Source organism: Streptomyces sp. NPDC001678 (assembly GCF_042892945.1).
GTDB lineage: Bacteria > Actinomycetota > Actinomycetes > Streptomycetales > Streptomycetaceae > Streptomyces.
The window spans coordinates 81,596-99,619 of the sequence record NZ_JBIAUP010000017.1 but is presented as its reverse complement, the minus strand read 5'-3'; the positions used below and the strand labels follow the sequence as shown (position 1 = coordinate 99,619).

The window sequence follows — 18,024 nt, the reverse complement described above, 5'->3', positions numbered from 1 at the left end:
GGCCCTGGCGGGGTCGGCCTCCGAAGCCGGTACGTCACCTGCTGGTGCGTCGTGGCCGGTCGCGCAGTTCCCCGCGCCCCTTCGGGGCGCTACCGGTCAGCCGCGTACGACCCCGTACACCGCTCCGGCCATGGCCGCCTCACCCTTCGCGTTGGGGTGGAACGGCGCGGCCGGGCTCTCGGGCTGGGCGCCCTCGACCCAGCGGTCCGCCGCCGGGGTGCACACGTCGTGGCCGACGGTCGGGCCGTAGGTGTCGACGTAGCGGACGTGCGCCGCCCGCGCCTGCTGCTGGAGCATCGTGTTCAGACGCTTCTCGGTGTCCCGCAGGTAGGGGGCGTCACCGGCGGCGATCGGCACGGACGGGAAGCAGCTCGTGCCGTTGTCCGGCATGATCGACGGGTAGCCGACGAGCGCGACCTTGGCGTACGGGGCGCGTTCGTGAACGGCCTTCAGCACCTTGGCGATCTTCGGTGCGGCGTCGTTGATCCGCTGGGCGAGCACGTCGGAGCCGTCGGCGGCGGTGTACTGCTTCTTGCAAGGGGCGCCGGTGGGGTCGCCGGCGGACAGCACGGCGCAGCTGCCGATGATGGTCCCGAAGCCGATGTCGTTGCCGCCGATGCCGACGGTCACGAGACGGGTCTGCTTGCCGAGGGCGTCCAGCTGGGGCCCGGCCGACCCCGCCTGGGTGTTCCACATGTCATTGGTCGTCGCACCGCTGCAGCTGACGTCCTTGAAGGACTTCTGGCCCAGCTTGGCGGCGGTCAGCGAGGGGTAGTTGACGCTGGAGCGCGCGCAGTCCCCGCCGGTCTGCTCGGGAATGCCGGGACCCGAGGTGTACGAGTCGCCGAGCGCGACATAGCGTGCGCTCTCGGTCTGACCGGCCGGGGTGGCCGCCGCCGCGGGGCCGGCCGCCACGGCCGCTCCGGCCGTCAGTGCCGAGGCCGCGCCGAGCGCCGCGAGCGCCTTTCCGTACCGCGCGCCTCGTTCTCGCACCTGTGCCACGAGTACTCCAAAAAGGGTGTGAAGGGGCCGATTTCCTACTGACCAACCAGTCAGTAACTGATCAGTGCGAGCAAGATTCCCGATCCGGTTACCGTCTGTCAATCCGACGGGACGCCCGGCCCGGGCGCGGGTTCCACGCGGACGACGCGTCCGTCCTCGAGGAAGTGGACGGTGTCGGCGTACGCGGCGACGAGGTGCGGTTCGTGGCTGACCAGGGCGAGGGCCAGCCCGCGCTCGGCCCTGAGCCGGGCGAGCAGATCCATGACCGCGGCGGCCGTGGTCGGGTCCAGGGCGGAGGTGACCTCGTCGCAAAGGAGCACGTCGGGGCGCGCGGCCAGGGCGCGCGCGATGGACGCGCGCTGGCGCTGCCCGCCGGAGAGCTCGTGGGGGTGGCGCCGCGCGTACTCGGGCGACAGGCCGACGTCCCGCAGGAGCTCGGCCACGCGCTCGGCGGTGTCCTTCCGGGGGACGATGCGGTGCAGCCGCAGCGGGCGGGCCAGCGACGCGCCGATGGTCCGGGTGGGGTTGAGGGCGCCGAGCGGGTTCTGCGGCACGAGCTGGATCCGGCGGCGCTGGTCGCGTCCGCGCGCGCGGACGCCGGTGGGCAGGGGCGCGCCGTCGAGGGTGAGCTCCCCGGCGTCGGCGGGCCGCAGGCCCGCGAGGACGCGCAGCAAGGTGGTCTTGCCGGATCCGGAGGGGCCGACGATGGCGGCGGCGGTGCCGGGTGCGACAGCGAAATCTACGCTGTCGAGGGCGTGTCGGTGCGGGGTTGCGCTGTCGCGTGCGGGGGTGGGGGCGGGTGCGGCGAAGGTCACCCGGACGCCCCGAGCCGCGAGCCCGCGCCCGGGCGCCGACGCCGGCGCTGGCGCCGACGCCGACGCCAGCAGCAGCGTGCTCCTCAGCCCGCACACCGAGGACGCCTTCCACCCCGGCCGGGCCCATCTGCTGATGCTCACCTGCATGCGCAACCACGACGCCATCGCCACCACCGCGGCCAGCGTCCGCCGGACGCGCCTGGACGACGCCACCGTCGAGGAGCTCACCCGGCCGGTGCTGCCGATCCTGCCCGACGACGCCTACGCCGAGGCCCAGGGCTTCGCCGGGGAGCCGCCGCGCGTCCCCGGCCCTGTGGCGCTCTGCGGACGGCCTCACCCTGCGCTTCGACCCGGCCTACACCCCGCTGGCCGAGGCCACCCCCGAGTACCGGGCCGCCTACCGGCGGCTGGAGGAGGAACTCGCCCGCGTCTCCGTGGCGGTGAGCCTCTCCCCCGGTGAGGTGCTCGTCGTCGACAACGACCTCGTCGTGCACAGCCGGGTGCCCTTCACCGCCCGCTACGACGGGACCGACCGCTGGCTCAAGCGCGCCTCGGTCCGCGTTCCCGGCCGCCGCACCCGCCCGGCCGCCGAGGCCGGCGAGCACGGCTACGGACAGGCCGCGATCGAAGCGCACGCCACCGAGGCCGCCGCCGCCTGACCTTCGCCCCCGCCCGGACCCGAAAGGAACCGCCCATGACGGACCCCGCCCCGGCCCACGGCCCCGCCCCGGCCCACGACTCCGCCCGAATACGCGACGACAGGACCCTGACCGTCCTGTCCACCAGCGATGTCGCCGGCATCGACATCACCCCCGCCGACGTCCTCGCCGCCGTGGAGAGCGCCTACCGCACCCTCGCCGCCGGCCGCTCCGACAACCCGCGCAAGCTCACCGTCTAGCCCGGCGACGGCCACTCCGTCGCCTACGCGATGCTCGGCCGCGACGGCTCCCGCGACGTCGTCGCCGTCAAGACCTCGTACAAGCACGGCCTCCACAGCCCCCGCGACGCGCAGCACTACTACACCGCCCTCACCCTCTACGACGACGTCACCGGGCTGCCCCTGGCGATGATGGACTGCGGCCGCGTCGGTGCCCTGCGCACCCCCGCCGTCTCCGCGCTGCTGGCCCGCGAGTGCGCGCCGCCCGGGGCGCGCGCCGCGCTGGTGATCGGCACCGGCACCCAGGGCCGGCTGGCCCTGCCGTTCCTGCTGACGGCGCTGCCGGGCCTGGAGCGGCTGATGCTCCACGGCACCCACCCCGACGGCATCACGGCCGTCCGCCGCCAGTTGCGCGCGTACTTCCCCGGCCGGGACGTGGAGATCGTCACCGACCTGCGGGAGGCCGCCGGGGCCGCCGACGTCGTCGTCGCCACCGCGGGCCCCCACACCCCCGCCGCCGTGGAGGCGTCCTGGCTGCGGCCCGGCGCCCTGACCGTCCTCGTCGGCCACGGCCTGGCCCCCCTCCACCCTCCACGAGGCCGACCGCGTGGTGGCCACCAGCGAGGCCCAGATGCGCGTCACCGGCACCGACATGGCCGACGCCGACGGCGAACTACCCGCTGTCGACGCCGAGTTCCCGGCCGTCCTCGCCGGGGACGTCCCCGGGCGCACCACGCCCGACCAGCGGATCTTCGCCTACAACAGCGGCCTCGTCGTCACCGACATCGCGCTCGGCCACCGCTTCGCCCAACTCGCCCTCACCCAGGGCCTGGGAACGCGGGTGCCGCTGTGGCAGTGACGACGAGCCGGGTGGCGGCCGCCCCGCCGCTGCCCGCCCACCCGGACCCCCAGGCGGCGGCTGTCCTTGCGAGCGGGCTGCTCCAGGAGCTCTCCTACGCCTTCGACGGGCCGTTCCACTTCCTGCTCCCCGACCGCTTCGACACCAACCTCGCCGCCTTCCGCGCCGCCCTCGCCGAGGCCGGTGTGGCGGGCCGGGTGTACTACGCGAAGAAGGCCAACAAGGCGGCCGTGTGGGTCGAGCGCTGCGCGGCGACGGGCGCGGGCGTGGACGTCGCCTCCGCCGGGGAGCTGCGCGAGGCCCTCGCCCACGGGGTGCGCGGCGAGGACATCACGGTCACCGGCCCCGCGAAACACGAGCAGTTGCTGCGCGTGGCCGTGCTCCAGGGCGCCCTCGTCCACGAGGCGCTGCGCCGGCTGCCCTCGCTGCCGCCGGGCAGCACGATGGTCGCGCTGGTCAACGACGGTGGCGAGAAGTATCTGGACACCGTCTTCGACGACGGCTGGATGGCCGCCCGCGACCTCCTCGACCCGGTCGTGGAACGCGAGGTCGGCGACCTCCTCGGCACCCTGCGCGGCCACTGATGCCCCCGGTGCCCGCCGCCCTGCCCCGGCTGCTGCGCGACAGCCGGGCTCTGGCGGTGCTCGCCGTCCCGCTCGTCCTCACCCAGCTCGCGCAGGTCGCGCTCACCACGACCGACACCGTGATGATGGGCCTGCTCGGCACCGGGGAGCTGGCGGCGGGCGGCCTCGCGATCGTCGTCTTCAACCAGGTGCGCACCATGGGCGTCGGCCTGGTGACCTCCGTCGGCAACCGCGTCGCGGCGGCTGCCGCGCGCGCCGGGACGCCCCCCGGGCGGGCCGCCGCCCCGGGGCCGGACGACGAGGTCGCCGCCGTCGCCCGGGCCGGTCTGGCGGTGGCGACGCTCGCCGGTGCCGCCGGGGCCGTCCTGATGGTCGCCATCGGCCAGTGCCTGTCCCTGCTGGGCCAGGACGCGGACGTCGCCCACCGGGCCCGTGCGATGCTGGTGGCCCTCGCGCCGGGGCTGCTGCCGTGCCTGTGGTTCCAGGCGGTGCGCCAGTTCACGGTCGGCATGCGGCGGCCGCAGGCGCTGCTGCGGATCACGCTGGCGTCCGTGGCCGTCAACGCGGGGCTCGACTGGGTGTTGATCCACGGCACCTGGGGCCTGCCCCGGCTGGGGCTGACCGGCATCGGCGTGGCGACGTCGCTGGTGCACCTGCTGTCCTTCCTCGCCCTGTACGCCTCGACGCGCCGGGACCCGGTGCTCGGCCCGCGCCTGAGCGCCCGGGTCCTGGGCGCGGACCGCGCCACCGTGCGGCGGCTGATCGGGCTGGGCGTGCCGATCGCGGCCACCTACGGCTCGGAGGCGGGGTTCTTCTCGCTGACGGCGCTGATGGCCGGTTCCTTCGGCAGTGCGGCGCTCGCCGCCCACACGGCCGTCAACCAGCTCGTCTACATCGTCTTCCAGGTAGCCGTGGGGCTCTCCCACGCCGCCTCGATCAACGTCAGCCGCGAGCTGGTCCTGGGGGACGTCGCCGCGGCGCGGCGCCTCCGGACCACCGCGCTGGCCTGCGCCGCCGCCGTCATGGCGGTGGTCGGCGGCTGCTATCTGGCCTTCCCCGAGGCGGTGTTGCGGCCGTTCCTCGACTCCGGCGCGGCGGGGGACGGCGACGCGCTGTCCATCGCGACCGGGCTGCTGGCGGTCGTCGCCGTCCTGCAGTTCTTCGACTGCGCGCAGAACATCGGCGTCGGCCTGCTGCGCGGCCTGGACGACACCAAGGGCGGCTTCCGGGCCACGCTCGTCGGCTACTGGCTTGTGGGGCTGCCCGCCTCGCTCCTCCTCGGGTACGCGGCGGACCTGCGCACCCTCGGTCTGTGGCTCGGACTGCTGGCGGGCCTCGCCACGACCGCGGCGCTGCTGCTGCGCCGCTACGCGGCGGGCCTGCGCGCCCGGAGCGGGGCGGTCGCGGAGGCGGTGCCCACGGGCTGACCACACGCCGGTCCCGGTAGGGGCGGTTCGCGTCCGCCCTTACCGGGACCGTGCCTCAGACGCCGGCCCGGCCGGCCGTGCTGACGACGACCGCGGAGAACGCCTCGCGGTCGTTCTGGCGTGCCGTGACCCGGGTGCGGGTGAGGGCGCCGTCGTCCTGCGGGAGGACGGTGGCCTCGATCCAGCAGGGGCTGTCGAACTCCACGTACTGGCTGAAGACGGTTTCCAGGCCCAGGACGGCGCCGTGGTCCGGGCCCGTGGCGGCGAGCGCGGCCTGGCGGGCGGCCTCCAGCAGGAGCATGCCGGGCGCGTGGTCGACCGGGTGGTCGAAGAGCACCGGGTGGCTGGGGTCCACGCGCAGCTGCCAGAGGCCGTCGGCGTCGGTGGGCGAGAGGACCACGTCGTGGAAGCGGTCGCGGCCGACGCGCCCCGGCGCCAGGGGCGGGGCCAGCGGCACGGCCCGGGAGACGACGGAGGGGTCGCCGTACTCGCCGCGCAACCGCCGGTAGACGGCCGGGGCATGGCTGGTGAAACGGGCCCGGGCGGTGCCCAGCGGAGCGCCGTCGCGCAGCGCGGTGACGTCCATCACCAGGGCGGAGAAGCGGCCCTGACGGCGTTTGACGTCGCTGCAGGCGATCCGCAGTTCTATCTCGGCGGGGGTGGCGGACACAGCCGTCGCGGCGGGGTCGAGCTCGTAGCGGAAGTGGTCCCAGATCAGGTGGTGGCCGAACGGTGTGTCGTAGGCCAGGTGGGACAGCAGGGGGATGGTCTGCCGCACGGTCTCGGCGAAGAGGAGCGGGTCGTAGCGGCCGTCGACCGGGGTGTAGAAGCTGTGGGTCCGGGGCCACTGGGCGCCGATCGTGAAGGCGTCGTCGGCGACGCGCTCCCAGCCGGTGAGGAGGACCTCGGCCAGGGCCGCCTTGTGGACGTACTGCCGGGGCACACAGGTGGTCAGGCCGTGCGACGCGGAGGGGATGGAGCTCAAAACAGGGGCTTGCTGAACCAGATCGTGCATAACCGACTTCCCGGACGCTCTAACGCTGCTGCTCTGTCTCTGACGCTGGAGCCGTAAGATAAAGGGTGTTCGTTTTGTTTGTCGAGAGATCACAGGGAGTCACCTCATGGCGAGGCCCAGACAGGACCGCGCGGTGAGGACCCGCGCCGTCATCCTTCACGCGGCCGCGGAGGTCTTCGACGAGCTCGGGTTCAGCGGCGCCAGCGTCAGCAAGATCATCGCCCGGGCGGACGCCACCCAGGGCGCGATGTACTTCCACTTCAAGTCCAAGGAGGACCTCGCCCGGGCGGTCATGAACGAGCAGGGCGAGGGCATCGTGATGCCCGGGGGCGAGGCCGGCCTCCAGCACCTGATCGACATCACCCTCCACCTGGCGACCGAGCTCCAGAGCAATGTGCTGCTGCGCGCCGGCGTCCGCCTCGCCGTCGAGCAGGGCGAGTTCGGCGTCCAGGACGACACCGCCTACCAGGAATGGGCCGCCCGCTTCCACGAGCAGCTGGTCGCCGCCCGGGGCCGGGGCGAGCTCCTGCCCGAGGTGGACGAACGGGAGCTGGCCTGGGTCCTGGTGAGCTGCTACACCGGCACCCAGCTCTTCTCCCAGGTCTCCACCAACCGCGCCGACCTGCCCGAGCGCGTGGCCCTGCTGTGGCGCTACCTGCTGCCCGGCGTCGCCACGCCGGAGACCCGGGCGCGGCTGGTCACCGAGCCCGGCGCGGCCGGGAAGGGCCGCCGGTGAGCGGGCCGCTGGTCGCGCTGACCGGCGCCACGGGGTTCATCGGCTCCGCCGCGCTGCGCGAACTCGCCCGGCGGGGCGTGCGCGTACGCGCGTTGACGCGCCGCCCCGGCCCGGACGCGGACCCGCTCGTCGAGTGGTTCCCCGGCGACCTGACCGACCCCGGCTCGCTGCGGGGGCTGTGCGAAGGAGCCGACGCCCTGCTCCACCTGGCCTCCTGCGTCTCCTCGGACGAGAGCCTGTGCGAGGCGGTCAACCACCGGGGCGCCGTCGCGCTGGCCGCCGAGGCCCGCCGGGCGGCGGTGCCCCGCGTCGTCGCCCTGTCGACCGCCGCCGTCTACGGCCCCGGGCCGCACACCGGGCCGGACGTCGACGCGATCCGGCCCGCGCCCGCCTCGCCCGCGAGCCGCACCCGGCTGGCGGGCGAGGCCCCGATGCTCGAGTGCGGTGCCGCGGTCCTGCGCCCGGGGCTGGTGCTGGGCGCGGGCGACCGCTGGGTGGTGCCGGCCCTGGCCGAGCTGCTGCGCCGGGTGCCCGCGCGCTGGGACGGCGGGCGCGGCCTGCTGTCGGCCGTGGACGTCAGCGATCTGGCGCGGCTCGTCGCGGAGCTGGCGTGCGGCCCGCACGCCGTGCCGGCGGGGGTCCACCACGCCAGCCACCCGGACCCGGTGCGCAACGGTGATCTGATGGACGCGCTCGCCGAGCACGGCGTCCTGCCGCGCGCCGGGGCCGACTGGCCGTGGGCGCGCTGCCTGGAGAGCCTGCGCCGCAACCCCGGGCGGACGAGCGAGCGGCAGTTCGCCCTGCTCGCCCGCGACCACTGGTACGCGAGCGCGGAGGTGTGGCGGGCGGCGCACTGCGCGCCGGGGCCGGGCGTCCTCGCCCGGCTGGCGGAGGCGGCGCCCTGGTACCGGCGGCACGTGGCGCCCACGGACTAGGCCGCACCCGGCCATCGGACCTGACGGCACCAGACCAGGCGCTCCGCCGGGAGTCCGGTACGTCATCTGCTGGTACGTCGTGGCTGGTCGCGCAGTTCCCCGCGCCCCTTCGGGGCGCCGTCAGCCGCGCACCGGCAGAAGCACCAGGTCCCAGATCCGGGCGAGCTGCCCGCCGACGTCCACCGCCGGCCGCCCGGCATCCGTGGCGGAGGCGCGGATCTGCGCCTCCGCGCCCACGATCAGATGGCTGACCAGGTCGGCGACCACCTCGGGCCGCGCCACCGGGGGCAGCACACCGGCCGACCGGGCGTGCTCTATCAGCCCCTGCGCAGCCGGCAGCCACGCGGAGGTCCAGGCCCGGCCCCCGGCGCGCTCCCGGGTGAGCCGGGCCGCCGAGCGGACCAGCGGCTCCTCCTCCATCAGCGCGGCGAGCGCCAGGGTGAGCGACACCAGGCCGTCCACCGGGTCGCCGTCCGGTGTCAGCGCTTCGCGCACCCGGGCCTCCGTCAGGAGCCACCCCTCGTCCTGCACGGCGTCGGCGAGTTCGCCCTTGGTGGCGAAGTGGAAGGTCAGCGCCCCCATGGACATCTCGGCCGCCGCGCGGATCTGGGACAAGGACGTGCCCTCGTAGCCGTTGCGGTCGAAGGCGCGGGCCGCGGCCCGGACGAGCGCCGAACGGGTCCGTACGGCGCGCTCCTGCATGGCCATGCTCCCTCCTAGACGTTCACTGCCATGGGCCATGGGACCGCGCCATTGCGGAACGACGGCTTCAACTTGCCGGAGAACGACCGGCGTTCAACCACCTTACGGCCAGTGATCGACGGGACCGGCACCCTCCCCCGGTTTCGAAGGTCACACGCCCCGGGACTTTGAAAACAAAGCGATCGTTCTCTATTCTTTCGCTCGCGGCCGGAGCCATACCGTCCGCGTCAGAAGGGACCGTGCGTTGGCTGTGCAGCATTCGACCCGCCCGTTCACCCCGGGCACCGCTCCACTCGTCTCCTTCGCCGAAGAGGTCTTCGGCTATCTGCCCCGCGCCGACCAGCGGCGCTGGGCCCACGCCTATCTGGAGGGGCTGCTCTCCACCCCGGGCAAGAAGACGGTCCGCCGACTGGCGGCCGCCGTCTCCGCCTCGCCCACCGCCTCGCAGTCGCTGCACCAGTTCGTCAACGCCAGCCCGTGGGACTGGGGCCCGGCCCTGCGCTCGCTCGCGCACTGGGCCCTGCGGCGGACCGTCCCCCGGGCCTGGACGATCGGCACGGTGGTCGTGCCCAAGCGGGGCGAGAGCTCGGTGGGCGTCCACCGCCGCTTCGACCCGGCCTCGGGCCGCACCGTCAACTGCCAGGTGGGCGTGGGGATCTTCCTGTCCACCGAGACCGGGCCACTGCCGCTCGGCTGGCGGATCCTGCTGCCCTCCCGCTGGACCGACGACGACACCCTGCGCGAGCGGGCCCGCATACCGGAGTCCAGCGTGGGCGACCGGCCCGCGTCCGCGCAGGTGCTCGACCTGGTCCACACGCTGCACTCCCGGACCACCGCCACCCCGCTGCCCGTCGTCGCCGACATGAGCTCCTGCACGGAGGCGGGCTCGCTGATCCGCGGACTCGAGCGCACCGGCTGCGACTTCGTCGTCGCCGTGCCCTCCTCGCTGGCCGTGCTGCCCGGCGGCCGCTCGCGCGGCGAGGGCCAGTACGCTCCGGTCCCGGTGCGGCGGCTGGTCTACCAGGGCGACGGCTTCGGCGAGGTCCCCGCCCTCCTGGGCGCCCCCGGCGCGGTCCCGGGCGGAGCGCCCCGACGGCTGCTCAACACGCTGGTCCGGCTTCCGGAGCGGCCCGGCACCCCGACGGGCACGAGCACGAGCACGGCGCCCCCGGTCCTCCGGGCGTTCGCGCGCAGGGTCCCCGGCCGGCAGGCCGACGAACCCGTGTGGATCACCAACCTCACCCGGCACTCCGCCGAGGAACTCATCGCCCTCACCGGGCACCACGCCCGTACGGCCGGCGCCCTGCGGGTCCTGGCGGACGACTTCGGGCTGCGGGACTTCGAGGGCCGGTCCTTCCCCGGCTGGCACCACCACATGACGCTGGTCTCTGCCGCCTACGCCTACAGCCGGCTGGCCGACGCGGCCGCCGCGCGCACGGACCGGCCGCTGGCCGTCGTCCGGTCGGCCTGACCCGCCGGGCGCCCCCCGGCGGCCGCCCGGGCCCCGGGGTGCCCGACCAGGTCCTGACCGGGTTCCGACCGTGTCCCGAGCGCACCCGGCCGCGTCCCGCCCGGCCGCGTCCCGCCCGAGCGTGTCCCGTCCGCTCAGCGGACGTCGAGCCCAGCGAGGAACCACTCCTCCAGCGCCCGGATCCGCGCCTCGCATTCCGCGCGGTCCGCGCCCGCCACCACGAAGGCGGCCAGGAAGTCCCCGGAGTGCCAGGCCTCCTCCATCCGGTCCCCCGGCGCCGCGAAGTACTGGTGCTTGACCACCCCTTCGGGCATCCCCGCCGGATCGGGCATCCGGTGGACCGTGCCGGGCCGCCGGGTGAAGAGCAGCTGACCGCCGATGCGTACCGGCCTCCCACCGCCCTCGTACGGGAAGTCCAGCCCCAGCTGACGACGGACCGGCGGCTCGGCGGGGTCGAAGCCGAACATCGCGCGGTGGACGTCCCGGACGCCCGCGCCGCCGGCCCGGCAGGCGGCCTCGCACAGCACCAGCTCGTCGTCCGGGGTGTGGAACACCTCGATGTGGAAGGCGAAGTGGTCGCTGCCGCCGAACTCCGCCAGCAGCCGCTCGCCGAAGGCCGTCAGCCGGTGGCGCAGCGGGTCGTCGGCGTCCAGGGCGATGTCCATGCGCCCCTCGCGCTGGGTGTAGTCGGCGAGGACGTAGGTGTAGCGCGAGGGCCACATGGTGACGACGCGCCCGTCGAGCACCACGCCGTCGATGTGGCACATCCCGCCCTCGACGAACGCCTCCACCAGCCAGGAGGGTTCCTCGCCGGGTGCGGCCAGGTGGTCCCCCGCGAGCCAGCCGGCGACCTCGTCCTCCGTGCGCAGCACGGCCAGGTCGATGGAGCCGGCGCCGCGCCGGGGCTTGACCACCACGGGCAGGCCGTGGGCGGCGGCGAAATCCGTGAGGTCCCGGGGCTCGGTCAGGAGCGCGTGGGCGGCGACGGGGATGCCGGCGCGGACGGCGGCGCGCTTCATCTCCCACTTGTCGCGGTAGGGCACGACGTCCTCGGGGCGCGGGCCGGGCAGGCCGTAGCGCACGCGCAGGTGGGCGGCGCGCTCCAGGTCGTTCTCCTGGCAGGCGACGATGTCGGTCACGCCGTACCGCTCGATGAGCTCGGCGGCCCGCTCGGCGACTCGGGGGCTGGTGTCGTAACCGGGCAGCGCCTCGGCATGGGCGAAGGGCGCGGCGGTCGGCAGTTCCTCGCCGTGCACGGCGAGTTGTTCGCTGGAGGCGAGGACGACGACGTCCGCGTCGTAGCCGTCCATCCAGCGCTCGTAGGGGTTGGCGCGGAACGATCCGCGGTGGAGGACCAGGGCGGTCATACGGTCACCTCATGATGGGCGGGTGCGGGGGCGGGGGCTTTCAGGACTCGTTCCAGAGGCTGACGTAGCGCTCGCCGGTGTCGGGCAGGACGGTGACGATGGTCTTCCCCGCGTACTTGGGGAGCCTGGCCAGCCGGGCGGCGGCGTGCACGGCGGCGCCGGAGGAGACGCCGACGAAGAGGCCCTGACGGGTGGCCAGGGCCCGGGCGGCGGCCAGGGCGTCGTCGTCGCCGCAGGTCAGCACGTGGTCGATGAGCGATTCGTCGGTGGTGGGGGCGACGAAGCCGCCGTTGAGGCCGGGGATGCGGTGCTGGCCGCCGAAGCCCCGGGAGAGGACGGGCGAGCCCTCCGGCTCCACGGCGACGACCTCGATCGCCGGGTCGCGCTCCTTGAGGTAGCGGGCGCAGCCGGTGATGGTGCCGCCGGTGCCGACGCCGGCGATCAGCACGTCGACCTTCCCGGCGGTGTCGGCCCAGATCTCCGGGCCGGTGCTCTCGTAGTGGGCCAGGACGTTGTCGTCGTTCTCGTGCTGGCGGGAGTACCAGGAGCCGGGGGTGCGCGCGTGGATCTCCTCGGCCTTGGCGATGGCGCCGGGGAAGCCGTCCTCGCTGGGCGTCTGCACGACCTCGGCGCCCAGCGCCTTGAGCAGGCCCACGCGTTCGGGGGTGGCGCTGTCGGGCAGGACGACGACGCAGCGGTAGCCGCGGGCGGCGGCGAGGGCGGCCAGCGCGATGCCCGTGTTGCCGGAGGTGGACTCCACGACCGTGCCTCCGGGTGCGAGGTCGCCGCGCTCCTCGGCGCCGAGGATCATGCGCAGCGCGGGCCGGTCCTTGCTGCTGGAGAAGGGGTTGACGGACTCCAGCTTGGCGAGGACCTCGACGGACGGGTCCGCGCCCTCCAGGTGGAGCCGGACCAGGGGGGTGCCCCCGATGAGGTCCTCCAGGCCGTCGGCGATACGGCGGGTGCCGGTGGTGACGGGGCCGGGATGGGCGGTGGCGGCAGCGGCCATGGGTGGGTCTCCTACTCGGGGCGTGGTGGGTGGGGGTCGGCGGCGCGGTTCACCAGGAGCCGGCCGAGGCGAGCAGGCGTACGGGGTCGGTGGCCGGGGTGACGTCGCCGCCCGGGGTGCGGATCACGGAAGGGGGCGCGTAGACGCGGGCGTCGGCCGGGATGTCCTTGGTGACGGTGGCCATCGCGCCGATCAGCGCGCCGGCCCCCACGGTCACCGGGCCGAGCACGGTGGCGTTGGCGCCGAGGATGACGCCGTCGCCGACGACGGGGTGCCGGCGCTCGCCCTCGGGGCGGGCGTTGTCGTTCCACCAGCCGACGGCCCCCAGGGTGACCTGGTGGAAGATGGTCACGTCGTCGCCGATCACGGCGGTCTCGCCGATGACGACGCCGCAGCCGTGGTCGATGAAGACCCGGCGGCCGAGGACCGCACCGGGGTGGATCTCCACCCCGGTGTGCCGGCGGGCGCCGTGGGCGACGAGCCGGGCGGCCAGGCGCAGGCCGCGCCGGTGGAGCCGGTGGGCGACCCGGTGGGCCCACAGCGCGGGCAGCGCCGCGTGCAGTACGCCCTCCCGGCGGTTGCGGATGGACGGATCGCGCTCGACGACGACGTCGAGGTCCTCGCGCAGCGTCCGCAGCAGTCCGGGTTCGGTGGGCATGGGACTCAACTCCTCCTGGTACGACGGGTGGGCGGTGCGGCCGCGCCGGGCGCCGTCCCCGCGGGCTCCCCGGCCGCCTCCGCGCCGCTCGGCTCCGCGCTCCCCGGCTCGGGGGCGGGCCGGACCGCGTGGGCGGGCAGGCGCGGCTCCAGCCGCAGCATGGCGAGGCTGCCGATCAGCACCCCGCCGGCCAGCAGCAGCCAGGTCAGGTTCGCGGAGACGGCCAGCAGGGTGGTGAACAGGGCCGGGGCGGCCGCCTTGGCGACCGACCAGGACAGGTAGTAGACGGCCAGGTAACGGCCCCGCAGGGCGTCCGGCGCGGCATCGGTGGACAGGGCGCCGGAGGACGGGCTGTGCAGCAGCTCGCCTCCGGTGTAGAGCACGGTGGTCAGCAGCAGCCCGGACACCAGGACGACACCGCCGTCCAGGGCGGACAGCGCCGCGAAGCCCAGGAAGGCAGCGGCGAAGACCACTCCGCCCATCGCGGCCACGCGGGTGCGCCGCCACCTGGACGTCCAGGAGTTGACCGGGACCTGCGCCAGGGCCACCAGCACGGTGTTCACGGTGAACAGCAGGCCGGGCAGGGACGCCGAGGCGTGGAGCGTCTGGGTGGTGTAGACGGGCAGGATGACGCTGAGCGAGGAGTAGCAGAACGCCAGCGGCACGGTCGCCAGCGTCAGCCCCAGGTAGGGGCGGTCGCGCAGGACGGCACCGTAACCCCCGGCGGCCTTCCCGTCCGCCTCCGTGGTGGTGGCGGTGGCCGGGACGCGCCCGGAGGGCAGGCCGGCGATCAGCACGGCCGCCAGCGCGAGGCCCGCGCCGCTGCCCAGGACGACCGCGTGGTACGCCCAGTCGGCGTCGGCCGCCAGCGCGAGGCTGGCCAGCAGGCCGCCCACGCCGAAGCCGGCGTTGCGCAGGCTCGACTGGGTGGCGATCATCCGCTGCCGCTCGGCGCCCTGGGCGAGTTCGGATATCAGGGCCTGGATGGACGCCTGGAACGAACGGTCCCCGACGGCGACGAGGGTGGCGGCGGCCAGCAGCTGCCACCACTGGTGGACGAACGGATAGCAGACGAACCCCACGGCGCGCACGGCGAATCCGGCCGCCACCACGCTACGGGCCCCCAGCCGGTCGACCAGCGCCCCGAAGAACGGGCTCACGACCAGGCCCACCAGCGCGGCGACGGTCAGGGCGCCGCCCACCTGCCCCAGCGGCAGCCCCGCCACCCGGTGGAAGTACAGCAAGGACACCGGGACGTACATGCCGCCACCGACGGCCTCGGCCGACACGGCGGCCAGATAACGGTAGCGGGGGAACGTGCCCTTGCCTGGGCGTGTGGGGCTCACGGGAACTCCTTGGTTGCCGGCGGAGTTCACCGACTCCGCGCGCTGCTGCCGAACAGAGGGCAATTCTCGCTTGGGCGAATGGAGCCAACCACGCGGGGCCCGGCCCGGCAACATCCCGATAGCGGCCCGTTGCTACTTCAGCGACTTGCCGAAGTAGCGGACTTGCCCAAGTCGCGGCCCCACTTCGGCAAGTCGCTGAAGTAGTGGGCGAGAACGCCCCGAGCCCTTGCCGCCCCGCTGACCGGCATGGTTGGCTCCAACTCGCCAGGGACGGCCCGTCGTGGACGCGAAGCCGCATTCGCCGCGGACGACCGCGGTCCCGGTATTTCCGTAAAGCCACGGGCCACTGTTGGGATCCGAATTCCCCGGAAGGTGCCCGGCGGTGACTGTCGAATTCCTGCCTCCCAGTGGTGCCCGGTCGCATGACGCCGCGCCCCCGAAAGGAATGAATGGTGTCCAGCTTTGAAATCCGCAAGGTCGGCGGCCGTATCGGCGCCGAGGTCCTCGGCGTCGACCTCGGCACCGGCCTGACGGACTCGGTGTTCGCCCAGATCCACGAGGCCTTCCTGGAGCACAAGGTCCTCTTCTTCCGGGACCAGGACATCACCGACGAGGCGCAGCTGGAGTTCGCGGCCCGCTTCGGCCCGCTGACCCAGAAGCACCCCATGATGCGGACGGTCGACGGCGCCCCCCAGGTCATCCCGATCGACGGCGAGGACCAGCGCGCCAACCACTGGCACACGGACATCAGCTTCACCCAGGCCCCGTCGCTGGGCACCACCCTGCGCGCCATGGTGCTCCCGCCCTACGGCGGCGACACGATGGTCGCCAACGGCGCGGCGGGCTACAAGGACCTGCCCAAGGAGCTCCGGGAGATCGCCGACAAGCTGTGGGCGGTGCACACCAACCGCGCCGAGCAGCCGAAGCTGGGCACCGAGCGCGGCGAGGAGGTGCGCAAGGCGTTCATGGCCAAGCGCTTCGAGGCCGCGCACCCGGTGGTCCGCGTCCACCCCGAGTCCGGTGAACCGAGCCTGTTCCTGGGCGGCTTCGCCCAGCGCTTCGTCGGCATGACCCAGCGCGAGTCCCAGGGCCTCATCGACGTCCTGCAGGGCTACGTCCGCCGCCCGGAGAACACCGCCCGCTGGACCTGGCGCGTCGGCGACGTCCTGATCTTCGACAACCGCGCCACGCAGCACTACGCGGTCAACGACTACGACGACCACAAGCGCGTCCTGCACCGCGTGTCCATCACCGGCGACGTGCCGGTGGGCCTCGACGGCCGCACCAGCTACGTCATCGAGAACGGCGTCGAGGACGGTGAGGGCGAGTGACCACCACCGCGAACACCACCGCGTACTCCACCTCGCAGCCCGCCCCGCACACCGACGGGCGGCACGACCCGGCCACGTTCGCCGCGCGGCTGCGCCGCCGCGAGCGCCTGCTGGGCTACTGGATCGCCTGTGACAACCCGGCCGGCACCGAGCGCATCGCCGGCGTGGGCTACGACTACATCGGCGTCGACGGCCAGCACGGTGTGATGCACCGGGCCGGCTGGCAGACGGCCATGCTCGCCGTGGACGCCCGGCAGGTCTCCGCCGGCGTCCTGCGCGTCCCCTCCGTCGACCCGATCGCCATCGGCACGGCCCTGGACTCGGGGGCCCGCGGCGTGGTGGTCCCGATGGTGAACACCGCCGAGGAGGCGTCGATCGCCGCCCGCGCCTGCCGGCACCACCCCAGGGGCACCCGCAGCCTGGGCGGCCCGGTCCGCGGCGAGCTGCGGATGGGCTCGGTGCCCGCCGAGGTCGACGAGGCCGTCGCCTGCATCGTGATGATCGAGACGGCCGCCGCCCTGGAGAACCTGGAGGCGATCTGCGCGACGCCCGAGCTGGACGCGGTCTACGTCGGCCCCGCCGACCTGTCCGTGGCCCTGGGCGCCAGGTTCTTCGGCGACCCGGACGTCGCGGACGCCCTGGAGGACGCGCTGAAGCGGATCACCGACGCCGCCGAGCGCGCGGGCATCGCCTGCGGCATCCACGTCCTCAAGGGCGCCGACGCCAAGCGCCGGCTGGCCGAGGGATTCACCTTCGCCACGGTCTCCAGCGACATCACCCACCTCCAGGAGGCCGCCGTCACCCACCTCGCCGCCGCCCGCGGCGAGGCCTGACGGCCCCGGCCCCGCCCCGGTCGCGCCGGCGGCCGCACCGAAGACGAACTGCGATGACACTGCGATGAAAGCTGGAGCTTTGATGACAGGGAACGCGCCCTCCCCCGCCCCCGCCCGGGCCGCGCGCCGGATCGTCCGGTCGGCGGAGGAACTGGTCGGCGACACCCCGCTGATGGAGGTCCGCCTCCCGGGCGTGCCCGACGGGGTCCGGCTCCTGGCGAAGCTGGAGATGTTCAACCCGCTGTCCAACGTCAAGGACCGCCCCGCCCTCTACATGATGCGCGAGGCGGAGCGGTCGGGCGTGCTGGCCCCCGAGGGCGGCACGGTCATCGAGTGCTCCTCCGGCAGCACGGGCATCTCGATCGCGGCCCTCAGCGCCCAGCGCGGCCATCGCTGCATCATCGTGATGCCGGACAACGCGACCGAGGAACGCCGCCAGATCCTGCGGGAGTTCGGCGCGGAGATCGTCCTCGTGCCCCACCAGGACGGGCTGCTGCCCGCCTGGCGCTACGCCGAGGAGCTCCAGCGCTCCATCCCCGGCTCCTGGCTGGCCCACCAGGACGAGAACCCGGCCAACCTCCGCGCCCACTACGAGACCACGGGCCCGGAGATCTGGGACGCCACCGGTGGCGACGTCGACGTGCTGGTGTGCGGCGTCGGCACCGGCGGCACCCTGATGGGCGTGGCCCGCTACCTCAAGGAGCGCCGCGACGTCCATGTGGTGGCGGTGGAGCCGGCCCGTTCGGCGATCCTCTCCGGCGGGGAGGCCGGGCCCCACGGCATCCCCGGCATCGGGGCCGGCTACGTCTCCGACATCATGGACCTCGAGCTGATCGACGAGGTCGTCGCGGTGCCGGACGACGCCGCCGCGAGCACGACGCACGAGGTCAACAGGGCCACCGGCCTGCTGGCCGGCATCTCCTCGGGCGCCGCGGCGTACGCGGCCCGGCTCCTCGCCCAGCGGGAGCGCTGGGCGGGCAGGACCATCGTCACCGTCTTCCCCGACACCGGGGAGCGCTACCTCTCGATGGCCCGCGACCAGGGCTGACGCCCGCAC

Annotated in this window: 16 protein-coding genes and 2 pseudogenes; 10 read left to right on the top strand and 8 right to left on the bottom strand. The window is 74.4% G+C overall.

Going from position 1 to position 18,024, the window contains the following annotated elements; all coding sequences use genetic code 11:
- Positions 1-96: 96 nt before the first annotated feature.
- On the bottom strand, positions 97-993 hold the full coding sequence (locus tag ACFYZR_RS28165) for an SGNH/GDSL hydrolase family protein (protein WP_391915222.1): 897 nt from the start codon (positions 991-993) through the stop codon (positions 97-99).
- Positions 994-1,100: 107 nt separating this feature from the next.
- Positions 1,101-2,045 carry an ABC transporter ATP-binding protein gene (locus ACFYZR_RS28160; protein ID WP_391915090.1) on the bottom strand — a complete coding sequence of 315 codons (945 nt, stop codon included), beginning with the start codon at positions 2,043-2,045 and terminating at the stop codon, positions 1,101-1,103.
- A gap of 26 nt (positions 2,046-2,071) precedes the next feature.
- Between ACFYZR_RS28160 and ACFYZR_RS28155 the strand changes: the two are divergent.
- The 4 genes and pseudogenes from ACFYZR_RS28155 to ACFYZR_RS28140 form a co-directional block, all read left to right on the top strand.
- A pseudogene (locus tag ACFYZR_RS28155) lies at positions 2,072-2,476 on the top strand (TauD/TfdA family dioxygenase); the annotation flags it as partial.
- Positions 2,477-2,511: 35 nt separating this feature from the next.
- Positions 2,512-3,553 (top strand): annotated as a pseudogene (locus ACFYZR_RS28150) (ornithine cyclodeaminase family protein).
- Positions 3,544-4,137 (top strand): hypothetical protein, encoded by a 594-nt coding sequence (locus ACFYZR_RS28145; protein WP_391915088.1) that lies wholly within the window; start codon positions 3,544-3,546, stop codon positions 4,135-4,137. Before ACFYZR_RS28150 ends, ACFYZR_RS28145 begins: the two are co-directional and overlap by 10 nt.
- Positions 4,137-5,564 carry an MATE family efflux transporter gene (locus tag ACFYZR_RS28140; protein WP_391915086.1) on the top strand — a complete coding sequence of 476 codons (1,428 nt, stop codon included), beginning with the start codon at positions 4,137-4,139 and terminating at the stop codon, positions 5,562-5,564. The genes ACFYZR_RS28145 and ACFYZR_RS28140 overlap by 1 nt, the downstream gene beginning before the upstream one ends.
- A 55-nt stretch (positions 5,565-5,619) precedes the next feature.
- On the opposite strand, the gene ACFYZR_RS28135 is transcribed toward ACFYZR_RS28140, so the two are convergent.
- The gene (locus ACFYZR_RS28135; RefSeq protein WP_391915084.1) at positions 5,620-6,549 is read right to left on the bottom strand and encodes a ScbA/BarX family gamma-butyrolactone biosynthesis protein; all 930 of its coding nucleotides are present in this window, start codon (positions 6,547-6,549) and stop codon (positions 5,620-5,622) included.
- Positions 6,550-6,685: 136 nt separating this feature from the next.
- On the opposite strand from ACFYZR_RS28135, the gene ACFYZR_RS28130 reads away from it, so the two are divergent.
- Together ACFYZR_RS28130 and ACFYZR_RS28125 are read left to right on the top strand one after the other, a co-directional pair.
- Positions 6,686-7,315, top strand: coding sequence for a ScbR family autoregulator-binding transcription factor (locus ACFYZR_RS28130; RefSeq protein ID WP_391915082.1), 630 nt, complete (start codon positions 6,686-6,688; stop codon positions 7,313-7,315).
- Positions 7,312-8,250 (top strand): NAD-dependent epimerase/dehydratase family protein, encoded by a 939-nt coding sequence (locus tag ACFYZR_RS28125; RefSeq protein WP_391915080.1) that lies wholly within the window; start codon positions 7,312-7,314, stop codon positions 8,248-8,250. The genes ACFYZR_RS28130 and ACFYZR_RS28125 overlap by 4 nt, the downstream gene beginning before the upstream one ends.
- A 120-nt stretch (positions 8,251-8,370) precedes the next feature.
- Here ACFYZR_RS28125 and ACFYZR_RS28120 read toward each other — a convergent pair whose 3' ends face one another.
- Positions 8,371-8,958, bottom strand: coding sequence for a TetR family transcriptional regulator (locus ACFYZR_RS28120; RefSeq protein WP_391915078.1), 588 nt, complete (start codon positions 8,956-8,958; stop codon positions 8,371-8,373).
- A gap of 244 nt (positions 8,959-9,202) precedes the next feature.
- On the opposite strand from ACFYZR_RS28120, the gene ACFYZR_RS28115 reads away from it, so the two are divergent.
- Positions 9,203-10,423 (top strand): IS701 family transposase, encoded by a 1,221-nt coding sequence (locus ACFYZR_RS28115; protein WP_391915220.1) that lies wholly within the window; start codon positions 9,203-9,205, stop codon positions 10,421-10,423.
- A gap of 134 nt (positions 10,424-10,557) precedes the next feature.
- On the opposite strand, the gene ACFYZR_RS28110 is transcribed toward ACFYZR_RS28115, so the two are convergent.
- From ACFYZR_RS28110 to ACFYZR_RS28095, 4 genes are read right to left on the bottom strand one after another with little or no spacing between them, the layout of a single operon-like run.
- Positions 10,558-11,790 (bottom strand): NikS protein, encoded by a 1,233-nt coding sequence (locus ACFYZR_RS28110; RefSeq protein WP_391915076.1) that lies wholly within the window; start codon positions 11,788-11,790, stop codon positions 10,558-10,560.
- A 40-nt stretch (positions 11,791-11,830) separates the two neighbouring features.
- Positions 11,831-12,799, bottom strand: coding sequence for a PLP-dependent cysteine synthase family protein (locus tag ACFYZR_RS28105; RefSeq protein ID WP_391915074.1), 969 nt, complete (start codon positions 12,797-12,799; stop codon positions 11,831-11,833).
- 49 nt (positions 12,800-12,848) lie between these two features.
- Positions 12,849-13,457, bottom strand: a complete 609-nt coding sequence (epsC, locus tag ACFYZR_RS28100) for a serine O-acetyltransferase EpsC (RefSeq protein ID WP_391915072.1) — start codon at positions 13,455-13,457, stop codon at positions 12,849-12,851.
- A 5-nt stretch (positions 13,458-13,462) separates the two neighbouring features.
- Positions 13,463-14,803 (bottom strand): MFS transporter, encoded by a 1,341-nt coding sequence (locus tag ACFYZR_RS28095; RefSeq protein WP_391915070.1) that lies wholly within the window; start codon positions 14,801-14,803, stop codon positions 13,463-13,465.
- A gap of 452 nt (positions 14,804-15,255) precedes the next feature.
- On the opposite strand from ACFYZR_RS28095, the gene ACFYZR_RS28090 reads away from it, so the two are divergent.
- From ACFYZR_RS28090 to ACFYZR_RS28080, 3 genes are all read left to right on the top strand, one after another.
- A complete protein-coding gene (locus tag ACFYZR_RS28090) occupies positions 15,256-16,134 on the top strand; it encodes a TauD/TfdA dioxygenase family protein (RefSeq protein ID WP_391915218.1) in 879 nt (292 codons plus the stop codon).
- A gap of 89 nt (positions 16,135-16,223) precedes the next feature.
- Complete coding sequence (locus tag ACFYZR_RS28085) at positions 16,224-16,967, top strand: HpcH/HpaI aldolase/citrate lyase family protein (protein WP_391915216.1); 744 nt, start codon at positions 16,224-16,226, stop codon at positions 16,965-16,967.
- Between the two features lie 82 nt (positions 16,968-17,049).
- Positions 17,050-18,015 carry a PLP-dependent cysteine synthase family protein gene (locus tag ACFYZR_RS28080; RefSeq protein ID WP_391915068.1) on the top strand — a complete coding sequence of 322 codons (966 nt, stop codon included), beginning with the start codon at positions 17,050-17,052 and terminating at the stop codon, positions 18,013-18,015.
- Positions 18,016-18,024 lie beyond the last annotated feature (9 nt).